The organism is Halomonas sp. 111 (genome assembly GCF_052379685.1).
Taxonomy (GTDB): Bacteria; Pseudomonadota; Gammaproteobacteria; order Pseudomonadales; family Halomonadaceae; genus Vreelandella; species Vreelandella citrativorans.
On the sequence record NZ_JBQSYV010000025.1, the window covers coordinates 45,717 to 58,421 of the forward strand.

Sequence of the window (12,705 nt, forward strand, 5' to 3'; positions counted from 1 at the left end):
CTGCGGTGATTGATGGCCACCGCAGAAAAGCATTTGCGCGGTAACGCTAATGTTTTTTTAGCTCTATATTCAATGAGCTACAGACATCTGAATGTAGTAAAGCTACATAAATGTCGTAAAAGTTAGCCTTTTGTATATAGGAAGATACCGCAAAGTCGCCACGCTGCCAATTCCGGAGCAGTGGAAAAGCGTATCGAAAACAAACTATTGCGCTGCAACATAGACGTTTCGACAGTGCGACCTATTACCATTTATGCGTAGGCAGTGTAGCTAAACTACCGTTTTATTTTCTTGTCGTTGAACAACTTAATCGTCCTTTTTAAAGCGTATCAAGGTGGATTTTCGCCAAACGCTGGTAAAAATAGGCCCAATCAAAGGCGGGGCCCGGGTCCGTTTTACGCAGCGGCGCAATATGAGCATGGCCAGTAATTCGTGACGCATCAAGCGCTGGGTAACGAATCATTAACCACTGAGTGACTTCTGCCAGTGCGTGGTACTGAGCCTTGGTAAAGGGCGTTATGTCATCACCTTCCAACTCAATGCCCAGTGAAAAGTCATTCAACGTCTGCCGCCACTGCATGGCGTGGCCATCCCACCAGCGTGAACGCCCAGCGTGCCAGGCGCGCTGATCCGTATTCACGAACTGCACGCACTCACCATCACGCCGGATAAGCAGGTGCGCTGAAACGCGCAAATGGGCAATCTCGGCAAAAAAAGGGTGCTGGTCCGTTGCCAGTTGATTAGTGAACAGCGCCTCTATCGCATCACCACTAAATTGCCCAGGAGGTAAGCTAATCGCATGCAGTACCAATAAAGATACTTCGTCAGTAGGTCGCGCATCATAATTGGGCGAGTCAACCCTGCGCGCCCTGCCCCACCAGCCGTCGTGTGTCTGGTCATTAATCACCCACAAAGTCTCCTTTACGTCGCGCACTTTTCACTGCTCTCATTAGCGGCTCTCTTTTACTATAATGCCGGTCTCATTTGATCATGCCCAGAGAGCTCACCGCCATGAATAACCAAAATGCGCTAGCTGAAGAGATCAGCACCTGCGTGACTCGCCTGATTAACGAAGATATAGGTTCAGGCGATATTACCGCCCAGCTAATTCCCGAGGACCAGTGGGCAACGGCGACGGTGATTACCCGCGAGTCTGCAGTGCTGTGTGGGGCTGCGTGGGTCGATGAAATTTTTCAGCAGTTGGATGAGCGCGTCACGCTTCGCTGGCTAGCCGCTGACGGTGACTTGCTGGATGAAGGCCAAGGCTTTTTGGAACTGGAAGGCCCGGCACGTAGTTTGTTAACCGGGGAGCGCGCGGCGCTCAACATGTTACAAACGCTGTCTGCCACGGCAACCACAACGCGCCGCTACGTCAACTTGATTGAGGGTACCGGCGTTCGCCTGCTCGATACCCGCAAAACGCTTCCCGGCCTGCGTTTGGCGCAGAAATACGCCGTTACGTGCGGCGGAGGCCACAATCATCGAATAGGTCTTTGGGATGCATTCTTAATCAAGGAGAACCACATTTCGGCATGCGGCGGCATCAAGGCCGCGGTGAGTCAGGCAAGGACACTTGCCAGGGATGTGCTGGTAGAGGTGGAAGTGGAGACCTTTGAAGAGCTTGACCAGGCATTGGCGGCCGGAGCTGACATCATCATGCTGGATAATTTCGCACTTGAAGATTTGTACGTAGCAGTCGAACTGAACGGCGGGCGCGCCACGCTTGAGGCCTCAGGCAATGTCGATGCGGCTACACTCAAAGCGATTGCCGATACGGGGATCGACTGTATTTCCAGTGGCGCGCTGACCAAAGATATCCAATCAATTGATCTTTCCATGCGAATTACCCGCAGCTATAGCGTATAGCCAGGCTCAGCTTCAGATTTAGTCTCAGGCTCAGGTTTCAATCGCGCTCAAGCGCTTTTCCATCCGATAGCGCTGAAGTGACTCACCGCTTCGTTCAACCCACTGCTCGCCCAGGTTTTCCCAGCCTCGGCGCAGCAGGCGGTCATAAAGCATCAGACTCGCCTCAATCTCTATGCGATCAACTCCCTGCTCCAACAGCATACGCTCAGCATGAATCAACAGTGTGGTGCCAATACCACGCCCGGTCAGCGAGGGCCACACATACAGCGTTTCGATACGCCCTTCCTTAGCATCAAGCTCAAGGAAGCCGACACAGCGGCCGTCGCGCACCGCCACCAGTGTGGTGTAAAGCGCGTGGCGAACCGCCCAGGCGCTGGCTTCTCGGGGCAGCGCATTGGCCCAGGCGCGCCGCTGGCTCAGCTCATAGTGGCTGGCTGCGCCTTGCATGACCGCATGGTAAAACACTTCTGCCTGGTCGGCGGCGTCGCGCGCTAGAGCGGCGCGGTAGGTCACCCTGGCCGCCGGGGCTTTTGGCGCAGAAAGCTCCTCGGTCGTTGGCATGCATCACCTCTAAGCAGTTATCGAAATGGGGATCAAGCAAACATTCGGCGTATAACGTCAGGCTGCCTTATACTTGGCCGCCTATCTCAGCATAAGGCAGTAGCATGCACAATGCCCCTGACAATGCGTCCTTTACGCTGACGCCTATCGGTTACGTTGTTAGCGACTACCCGGACAAGTTTGGCATACCCCGCCAACCGGGCCTGGCGCAGGCGGCCAACGCCAGTCTCGTGCTAACGGCACCCTATAACGACCCATTAACGGTGCGTGGGTTGGAGGATTTTAGCCATCTTTGGGTGTCATTTATTTTTCATCAAAGCCCAGAGCGTTGGACGCCATTAGTACGCCCACCACGGCTTGGGGGCAACCGCAAGGTAGGTGTATTTGCCAGCCGCAGTACCCATCGACCTAATCGGCTGGGCCTCTCGCTGGTAACGCTTGCCGGTATCGACACACACCAAGGGGTTCGTTTAAGACTCGAAGGCTGCGATTTAGTGAGCGGCACCCCGGTGGTCGATATCAAGCCCTACCTGCCCTGGGCCGAAGCACGCCCTGAAGCTGTCGCCGGTTTTGCGCCGCAAGCCCCCGCGTTGCTGCCAGTCACACTCAGCCACGATGCACTGGATACGTTGGCACGCCGCGTTGATAGCGCAAGCTTGCATGCATTGATCGAACAAGTGCTTGGACAAGACCCACGCCCCGCTTACAAGCAAAGCGAGGAGTCTGGGCGTGTCTACGGCGTTAGGCTGCGCGATGTCGATGTGAAGTTTCGAGCCCTACACAACGACGAAGCCACCACGTTAGAAGTGGTGGCTATCGACATCATGACTGGCTAGTACGGGCGATCAGGCAGGAAAGGTGATTCCCAAGCGTCGGCCTACTTCTTCGTAGGCTTCGATCACGCCGCCCAAGTCGTAAATCGACTCTCACTCCTTAAAACCAGGAATTCTCAATGTAAAATGGCTGCCGACGCCCAGCACACTCTTACAAGTCACGTTACCACCATGCTTTTCTGCTACTTTTCTTACTAACGCTAACCCGAGGCCATGTCCTTGTGCCATATTAGATCTATCGCTACGTCTAAAATCCTCAAAAATAATGCCGATATCATCACTTTCAACGCCCACACCGTTATCTAAAACGTTTAGGTAAACCCATTTATCGCTTACGGAGACATACACTTGGACCTCTCCATTACGATGACTATATTTCACTGCATTCTCAATTAAGTTAAATATCGCTCTTGAGAGATAGTTTCTATCCCCGATTACAGGCGCTCCCTCTTCGTCGTTACAATTACCATTTAGTTTAACATTCTTGGCCTGAGCAAGAGGAAAAATCTGATCCAGCACCTCTATCATTATATCTTCTAGCAAGATAAAATCTTTTTTAAAACTCAGTGTTTCTGCTCTTGTTAGGTCAATGAAATCATTAATCATTCCCAGCCCCATATTTAAGCTTTTCTCTAAAGCCTGATAGAAAACTTTTTGTGGCAGCGCTAATTCTGACTCGCGCTGAGCATCAACAAGGGCTAAAGCCTTGGTTTGTGGCGCTTTCATATCATGGGACAGGAACCTTAACATACTGGTACGCTGCGCCTCAGTTTCTACTTCGCTCGTTAAGTCAACCAACCATAGTATCCATCCTCCTTCAATATTACTCGAAGATGTGGATAGGCTTCCCATTTCTAATCGATAGGTGCTGCCTTGCCCATCGGTACACACTCCTCCTTTACGGATATGTATACTTGCCTTTTCAAAATCGGGTTTAGGCGGCCATAGCGATTTAAATGTTTGACTTTCCTTGAAATCAAGAACTTTCGAAATATGTTCAACATGCTCAATAGCACAAAGGTTGCTTTTTCCACGAAGGCTTAAAGCTTTTTTATTAGCTAATAACACCTCTCCCTCTTTATTCACGATAAAAACAGGTAACGGTAAGGATTGCATGGCGTCAAAAATAAAACGTCGCCCTTCGACAATACGGTTTAACGCAAACTCAAGAGCCTGAGACTGTTGGTATAATTTGCTCCCCGCATTAAGGGCAGATGCTCGCTCTGTATACGGTAAAATTTCAGGCTCTTGGTATAGACGATTTAGCTCACTTTTGAACCAATCCAAAAGTATTGCCTGGCTTTTCCCAACAACAACCACTAATGCGATACCTAGCGCTACTAGACTAGCCGTAGGTGGCCACCACCACTGCAAATTCAATGCTATTATAGAAAAAACCAATACGCTCACGCTAAGCAATAAAGTTGTTAATAATAAATAACGAAAACGTAGCCACCAAGCCAAAAGCATTAACATGATAATCGGAATACTAGCTATTAACGCGCCAAACCAACTATCTACTTCACGAATCAGCGTCTCTTCTCTAATAGCATCAAGCAAATGGGCTTGTATCTCAACTCCAGGCATCAACCCTTCAGACAATAATGATACATTATAACGATTACCCAAGCCTTGAGCAGTCACCCCTACCAGAGCGGTACGACCATTTAAAATCGAAGCAGGGACATGTCCCATTAGCACATCGTAATAAGAAACTGTTGGATAGTGGCCAGTAGGGCCTCGAAATGGAATTCTTACCACCCGGGAAGGTTGTTCACCAGCAGTTTCAGCACCGAGTGGCATCATTAGTTGAGGCCATTGCTGCCCACCGCGTGACTTCATCAACTCGACAGTACGGGAAACGCCGTCTTTATCAATAATGATATCAATGTGGCCTGTTGCTTTTGCCGCTTGCAGTAGCGGTAGGGGAGGTAACAGGACATCTCGGATACTGTCACTAGCCTGTTGTTCCGCAAGTAGTGCCACAGGAAGATAAACGCCTCCGTGTTTTCGCATTGATTCAGCTAATAGTGTGTCCTCTTCAGGAAAACGACTTGGTTCAATCAGCAGAATATCCAAAACAATATTTTCGACATTGCCAGCTTGTAATTGCTGAACCAGTTGAGCATGCACGCTACGTGACCATGGCCAGCGTCCTAATGCTTGTAGGCTTGGCTCATCAATTGCCACAATCAATATATCTGAAGAAGGCAATTTTTCTCGCCAAGAGAGCCAAGCATCATAAAGGTAATTATCTGATAATAACGGCGAGAAACTATATAAAAAAAAGACAATGGGCAGCAATAAGCTGCCCATTACCCACCATGTTACAAGAAAACGCTTATGTAGTTTTTGAGAAAAATCTCTAGTACTTTGCGTCATTTAATATTCCATTACCAACCTCATGTGCCATGTTTTCTTTCTCATCGACACTCAAAATACGCCAATATATTTCTCCAAGGGGCAGGTGGGTCACCTTTAAAACCCCGGTATTACGCGCCTTATAGTCCAGTAGTATTGTATTGAACTGCTGATCAGAAGCGAGTTGAAGGGTATAGATTTCTTGAGGTCTATGGTTCCAAGCGAACAACCACGCGCCATCTTCTGATGACACATTTACGTGCTCGCTGTGATGATGAATAATATGAGCGGCACTATTCCCTTCTATTCCCAATTCATCTATTGCCGCAATACGAAGATGGTAGAATCCAGAAGGGAGGCCTACAAAGCGCAATCGACCAATTTCAGTTCGCTCATCGTGTAAGATATTCAGAAAACCTGGGTCGCTTGCTATTTGCGCACGGTATTGTTTCCTCACTGTTTCCGGCGGCATATGTAATTCCAAGTCACCAGAGGGGAGCGACGAAACATTGACATTCTCAGGAGGGGAAAGAAGGTTGGCAACTTGTAGATGTCCTTGATCATCAATTCGCACTCCTTTGCCTGCAATAACAGCAGCTCTCTCAGATACCATGAGATCAATAGCCGAAACTGTTCCTTCATATACCGACGCTAGTAATGTATTAGATTCATAGCGCGTCTTAAAGTGAGTCCCACGTACTCCTAAAACACCATTATAGGTTTCTATGTGATAGGGTCGTTGTTGCATTCGTTTAATAGGGACATAAGACTCAATCTCGCCTTCCTCTAAAAACAGCGTGACTCCTTTTTCAGACTCTCGCTTTAATGTAATGCGAGACATAGAAGGCACCACAATTCTTGCACCATCATTCATCTGCAGTGTTATTGAAGCATTCCTTCCTGTTTGAAGAGTAGCTCCTTCCTCAAGAACTGCCCCTACCGTCAACAGCACTTCAGCATCATTTTCAATAACCCAAGCATTTCCTGAAAGGTAGAGAACTGTTAAAGGAAATGAGTCGGACATTCCTAAATCCAGCATGGATCCAGGTTGAAGAGAAGCAGGTTCAGAAACTGTATTTAACTGTTGCAAAAACGGCCATTCATGGGGAGTACCATAATAACGTTTTGAGATTCCCCAAAGCGTATCTCCTAACACGATACGATGACTGTCTTCTATAGAGTCACTGGCATTAGCAGTTAAGCTAGACAGAAATATGACACTTAGAAAAATCCCTAAATATACCTTTATAAAATCATCCAGCCTATAATAACGGCAATTTCGGATCTTAGTATAATCATTTCCACATCGGCTACTTTTCTTCATTATGCCTCTGCCCGCACTAAGTATTGGTAAGCACCTTGCTATCCCCTCCTCATTAATTTTTACTTAATCAACGCATTAGACACCCACCCCAACGCTGAAGCATTTTCTTGCTGGAAATATATTTGACTCCACCCATTCATATTTCCCAACACATGAACGGAGTCCCCCATAGAAAGCGAAGTGATACGCTCAGAATCAGTGCTAGAGCCCGCCCGAATATTGACCCGGTTACCAGCTATTTGCTTTTCTTCTAAATACTGCAAGCTAGCGGTAATATTTTCTTGAGCTAATACATTGCCTCCTTGCACTGCCATGACGAACCAGAAGACTGCCCAAGCATAATTCCGTTCTACGCCATTTCCTTTAGCGTAAAGCGCTCCTAAATTATTTTGGGCAAATGCGTCATTTTGCTTAGCTGCGCGCTCATACCATTCAAACGCACGGGTGTAGCTTTGCTCAACGCCCTGACCATTTTCGTATAAACTTCCGATGTTATTTTGCGCAGCCACAAACCCCTGTTCGGCAGCCAGCTCAAACCATCGTACAGCCAAGCTAGAAGATGCTTCAACGCCACGTCCTTCCAAATAGAGTAAGCCTAACTGGAACTGCGCTGCAGCGCTTCCCTTATCGGCAGCTTTTTCGAACCAGCGCGCAGCATCATCAGGCTCTCCTTCTATTAACCCTAATAAATAAAGCTCGCCCAAACGTAATTGGGCATCTATCAATCCATTATCAGCAGAAAGCCGATACCATTTGTAAGCTTCGTCAATATTTTCGCTTACTCCTTGGCCACGTTCATACATCATTCCTAGCATGAATTGTGACTCGGCATCCCCCCGTTCAGCAGCCGTGCGCCACTCGTGAATAGCAGAAGCATAATTTTCACGCTGATATTCATTAAAGCCGACATTATAATCAGCATAAACTAAAGCACTGATTCCCCAAAACATGAGACTTAACCAAGATACTACCCTCACGCGGAACTCCTCTAAAAAGCCCGATATGCGCTAGCCTATCGTGCGAAAAGACCTACCAATACTTTCACTTATACATACAGGTATTTTCTTCCCTATATTTTAAGCACATAAAATTTAATCAAGTCATGAAATTACTTATTAATTATTTTCACTTTCTTCACTGTCGGTATCAGCTTGAGACCGTGCACTGATGCGTTGATGCGTTAGTACGCACAACACACCTGTTTGGGTATGCTGAATAGCAAAGTTAGTATCACAGTAGAGAGCCATTGTATTGAGCAAACGATTTTCTAGAACAAGAGTGTTTTGAACATCTGCATCATTAATGGCCAGCTTAGCCAAAAACAGCCCTCCCTCCGGACATTCAAGAGCTTGCTCATCACTTGAAGCGACACATATTGAGCGTTGGTCTATCTGCTTAACTGTTTTACGATCAGGTTGCTCGGCCAAGACACTGATACTCATCACTGATAAGCCAACAGCTGCTGCTACAGCAACTATAAACGTCGTGATATATCCTGCATACTTCATATAAATATTTAACCTTTTATCTGTTTATAAAAAGGGCTATAGAAAACAGCCCTTACTCAACTGTTTACAATGTATGATTTGCACTTAACGAGCACGTTCAGTAATAGTTATTTCCACCCGACGATTAGGTTTTAAGCATTCTTTAACGTTAGGTGTTGCTACCGCTCCAGGGCATTCGACTACGGGGTCCGCTTCACCTCTTCCCGCGATTGTAATATTACTGCGGGTTATGCCTTGGCTGCTGAGATAATTACCAGTGGCTTCTGCGCGTGATTGGGACAGTTCAGTATTATACTGCTTGCTTCCAAAACGGTCGGTGTAACCAATCACGAATATGCTTGGCAACTCATATTCACTATGAGCCGCCTGTGCAACTCGCTCTAATGCACGCCGTCCTTCCAGTGACAACCGGTCGCTATCAAAGTCGAACAATATGTCACCTGAAAGCGTGAGCTTTTCTTGGCGCGGCTGCTGTTCAATTTCCTCCACTTCGATGGGAGCTAATAACAATGGGCATTGCGCGTCTCGCCAATGTGTACTTTCCAGAGCCATTTCATCATTGAAATGCACTTGGTATTGACAAGTAATATAGCCACTACCCTTATTTGTATAGAGATTAAATACGTAGTTCCATTCCCGCACACCAAAAAACCCCTCGGCGAAGTGAGGATTTCCGATTAACTGGCGCACCTGATCCTTTGACTGCCCTTCGGTAATTCGAAGCACATCATCAGGGTTCACAAACTGCCCACCGCCATGCCAGTTTTGATCAAGCGCAGGAAAGCCATTTTCGGCATCTCGCAGGTCGGTCCGGTCGTTATTAGGTGGACTCGCGCAACCAGATAACATAAGAACGGTGGCCATACTGGCGGCCCCTAGGGCCGCCTTAATATTGATACGTGGGTTCATCACAACGTTCTCCTTTACCAATGCCAGCCAGCGCCAATACCTGCGCCGAAGTTGCTTTGCGAGTCGCCAGTGACCTTACCCTGGATAATCCACCGACCATTATCAGAGAGCCGCGATACACCGACTGATACGGCAGACTCCCCTTCGTAAGTACCGGCCCCTACACCCACCATGCTCTTACCGGGCATCCAGGCCTGCGGAACAGTCGATGCGGCCAGAGCACTCGCGGCACCGGCATTGGCGTTTCTCTCGACGTTATCTATACGGCCATGAACATTATTGATTTCGTTAGCGAAACGTTGGTTAAGCGACTGCATTTGTCCAACATTCACCGCATCGTTGGCATTAACACCAGGGGCTACATTAGAGATAGTGGTTCCCTCTTCGCCACGTAACGTAATAGTGCTGTAATCCACGTTGCCCTCATCGTCACGTGCGTAGTTCACTGCCCCCTGTTGGACTGCATCCAGCTGACGGACGTTAACCGCATCTGTCGCCTGGGTGCCGCCCGCTATGTTAGTGATTTGACGCTCAGCCCCTTCACTACCGACCGAAACTGCACCCTGGGAAGACGCAACCGATTCATTGGAGAAGCGCTCGCGTTCACCATTCATGCCTTCACGATCCGCGATCGAGTCGGCGCCCAAGGCAACGCTACCCTCTGCTTCAGCCCTGGAGCCAGCACCGGAAGCAACACTGCGGTCACCTTCAGCAACGCTGGACGGCCCCATGGCGATGCTGTCTACACCTTGAGAGTCAGCCGCAGGCCCTTCGCTGTTAGCACGGAAGTATTTAGATCCACCCTGTTCAATACTGGTGATCTGATTTTGCACATCCCATAGCTGGCCGCCATTAACAGCATCGGAGCTTCCCCGAGACACGTCACCATTTGCCACGTTGGTAATCGTTGTGCCATCTTCGCCTTCTAGCGTAATGGTGGCGTAATCAACGCTGCCATCGTCGTTACGATCGTACTGCACCGCGCGACTATCCAGATCAGCCAGATCGTTGTTGATATTACTGATATCGCCTTCAACCGTTGTGACACGGTTATCAAGATCGCCGACCGCCTGGTTTGTGGCGTGTAGCTGGCTGCCGTTCACCGCATCAGTGCTTTCAGCGGAGATGCGTCCCGCGGCCACGTTGGTAATGGTGCGTTCAGCGCCTGCACTGCCCACGCTAACAGTTGCCACCGGATTAGCGCCTGCAAACTGATAGGTTTGGCCTGCAATCTCAATAGATGCTGTGCCTACCGCTTCTGAGGTTTGGGCTCCTGCTCCCAGCGCTACACTGCCTTGATGGGCAGCTACCGCTTCATAGCCCATCGCTAGTGCTTGGTCTGCAGTAGCGCGTGCTTCGTAGCCAAGCGCCGTTGAGCCTACGCCTTGGGCAAAAGCATCGCTTACGGCCAGGCCACTATCGTTGGTGCGTACATAGCGGATGCCTCGACCATTTTGAGTAATGTACTCATCGGCACTGTCACCCACGATGTTGACGAAATTACCCTGCAGGTTTTCGATCCACTGGTTAGTGGCATAGAGCTGGGAACCGTTAATGGCATCAGCACTATTTTCACTCAACTCCCCATCTGCAACATTGGCAATATTCATCCCGCCTGCATCAATACCCCCGCTGGCAGTGATGCTCGGGCCACCAGCAATGGTCAGGCCATCGTTGGTCACGGTGGTCAGGTTACCTGCGCCGTCATTAATGGTGAGACCGTCGTTATTCACCACGGTGTTGCCAGTGGTCACACTGTCCAGGTCAAGATCGCGGTTGAGCGTGATTTCAACTTCACCGTTATCGTCGAATCCGGTCTGCGCCACGGCAATATTACTATCGCCGGTGAACGCCACGTTGCCGTTCGGGCCGATGTTGGCGGCGTTGCCGTTGGCATCAGTGACGTTCCAGCCGGCTGTCGCAGCATCATTGACGATGTTGAGCTGCTCTTCAGTAGCCGCACGACCCGCCTGGGCGAAGTCGGCGCCGTTTAGATCACGGTTCGCCAGTCCACTAACAGTGCCGCTATTAGCGTCGATGACGATTTCGTTAGCCGGGCTTGTGGTCGGGTTAGCGGCTAGAGTGATCGTGCCCGCTTCTACGCTTGTGCTTGGATCATTACTGTTAACATCGCCAATCGCCAGCCCGGTATCGCTGAGCTGTACATCGGCACCCACGCTGACGCCGTTGTCATTCATCACGGTATCGCCGGTGGTGACTTGATCAATGGCAATGCTGTCCGCCAGGTCATAAACGATTTCGTTGTCACGTACCGTTGAGACCAGGTTGCCGTCGTCGTTGGTGTAGGTAACGGTTTCGCCAAGACGGACATTGTCATCCGTACCGTTATCGGCTGCGATGTTAAAGCCGGTGTTGGTCAGATCCGTTGCCACCTGACTCAACTGACCTTCGCTAGCCGCCCGGTCAGCTATGACGTTGTTTTCGTCATAGGTGGTGTTGGTCAGACCCGTGATTTCACCGGCACTACCGCTCACTAGGATCGGATTCGCACCGCCCACGGTGAGTGAATCGCCGGTGAGCGTGCTGGCATTGCCCGCCGCGTCGGTGATGGTCGCGCCGGTCGCCCCGTAGACGCTGTTGTTGCCTGCGGTGTCGGTAACGTTAGTACCTTCGGCGCTGACTACGGTGGTGTTACCCGAACCGTCGTCCACAGTTAGACCGTCGTTATCGAGCAAGCTGTCACCAGCGGTGATGCTATCTACGTTGATGTTGTTAGCAAGGTCATAAACGATTTCGTTGTCACGTACCGTTGAGACCAGGTTGCCGTCGTCGTTGGTGTACGTGACCGTTTCGCCAAGACGGACATTGTCATCTGCACCGTTATCGGCTGCGATGTTAAAGCCGGTGTTGGTCAGATCCGTCGCTACTTGACCCAGTTGATCCTCTGTCGCCGCTTGGCCACTGACGATGTTGTCTGAGTCGAAGCTACGGTTCATCAGCCCACTAATGGTACCGCTATTGGCCTCAATGACGATTTCGTTAGCTGGGCCCGTGGCCGGGTTGGCGGCAACGGTGATCGTACCTGCCTCAACAGTGGTGGTGGCGGTGGGGTTGCCGGTATTGCCGTTCACTACCAGGCCATCAGTGCTCAATGTACTGTCACCCGTAGTGACGCTATCCAGGTCGAGATCACGGTTCAGGGTGATGTCGATTTCGCCATTACCGTCAAGGCCGTTCTGTGCCACGCCGATATTGCTATCACCGCTGAACTGGACTTCGCCGTTCGGGCCGATGTTGGCCGCATTGCCGTCAACATCGGTGACGTTCCAGCCCGCGTTGGCGGCGGTGTTCACTGAGTCGATCGCGTCGTGAATGGTGTGCT

General features: G+C 49.8%; 10 protein-coding genes. 2 read left to right on the forward strand and 8 right to left on the reverse strand.

Annotated elements, in window-relative coordinates:
- Window positions 1-319: 319 nt before the first annotated feature.
- Window positions 320-904 carry a 1,6-anhydro-N-acetylmuramyl-L-alanine amidase AmpD gene (gene ampD / locus ACT3T7_RS16490; protein WP_444631623.1) on the reverse strand — a complete coding sequence of 195 codons (585 nt, stop codon included), beginning with the start codon at window positions 902-904 and terminating at the stop codon, window positions 320-322.
- 107 nt (window positions 905-1,011) lie between these two features.
- Here ampD and nadC point away from each other — a divergent pair, with 107 nt between their 5' ends.
- Window positions 1,012-1,866, forward strand: coding sequence for a carboxylating nicotinate-nucleotide diphosphorylase (gene nadC / locus ACT3T7_RS16495; RefSeq protein ID WP_444631615.1), 855 nt, complete (start codon window positions 1,012-1,014; stop codon window positions 1,864-1,866).
- Between the two features lie 30 nt (window positions 1,867-1,896).
- Here the strand turns inward: nadC and ACT3T7_RS16500 are convergent, their stop codons facing one another.
- Window positions 1,897-2,427: a GNAT family N-acetyltransferase gene (locus tag ACT3T7_RS16500; protein ID WP_444631616.1), complete on the reverse strand. Its 531-nt coding sequence runs from the start codon at window positions 2,425-2,427 to the stop codon at window positions 1,897-1,899.
- Window positions 2,428-2,531: 104 nt separating this feature from the next.
- Here ACT3T7_RS16500 and tsaA point away from each other — a divergent pair, with 104 nt between their 5' ends.
- Complete coding sequence (tsaA, locus tag ACT3T7_RS16505) at window positions 2,532-3,263, forward strand: tRNA (N6-threonylcarbamoyladenosine(37)-N6)-methyltransferase TrmO (RefSeq protein WP_087105969.1); 732 nt, start codon at window positions 2,532-2,534, stop codon at window positions 3,261-3,263.
- Window positions 3,264-3,353: 90 nt separating this feature from the next.
- Here tsaA and ACT3T7_RS16510 read toward each other — a convergent pair whose 3' ends face one another.
- The 6 genes from ACT3T7_RS16510 to ACT3T7_RS16535 form a co-directional block, all read right to left on the reverse strand.
- Window positions 3,354-5,642, reverse strand: a complete 2,289-nt coding sequence (locus tag ACT3T7_RS16510; protein ID WP_444631617.1) for a CHASE2 domain-containing protein — start codon at window positions 5,640-5,642, stop codon at window positions 3,354-3,356.
- Entirely contained in the window at window positions 5,626-6,945 is a 1,320-nt protein-coding gene (locus ACT3T7_RS16515; protein ID WP_444631618.1) for a FecR family protein, read from the reverse strand. The genes ACT3T7_RS16510 and ACT3T7_RS16515 overlap by 17 nt, the downstream gene beginning before the upstream one ends.
- Before the next feature lie 59 nt (window positions 6,946-7,004).
- Window positions 7,005-7,922, reverse strand: a complete 918-nt coding sequence (locus ACT3T7_RS16520) for an SH3 domain-containing protein (RefSeq protein WP_444631619.1) — start codon at window positions 7,920-7,922, stop codon at window positions 7,005-7,007.
- Window positions 7,923-8,060: 138 nt separating this feature from the next.
- Window positions 8,061-8,453 carry a hypothetical protein gene (locus ACT3T7_RS16525; protein ID WP_444631620.1) on the reverse strand — a complete coding sequence of 131 codons (393 nt, stop codon included), beginning with the start codon at window positions 8,451-8,453 and terminating at the stop codon, window positions 8,061-8,063.
- An 84-nt stretch (window positions 8,454-8,537) separates the two neighbouring features.
- Window positions 8,538-9,362 carry an OmpA family protein gene (locus ACT3T7_RS16530; protein WP_444631621.1) on the reverse strand — a complete coding sequence of 275 codons (825 nt, stop codon included), beginning with the start codon at window positions 9,360-9,362 and terminating at the stop codon, window positions 8,538-8,540.
- Between the two features lie 14 nt (window positions 9,363-9,376).
- Window positions 9,377-12,705: YadA-like family protein (locus ACT3T7_RS16535; RefSeq protein ID WP_444631622.1), on the reverse strand; the 3,329-nt coding region annotated here is incomplete at its 5' end.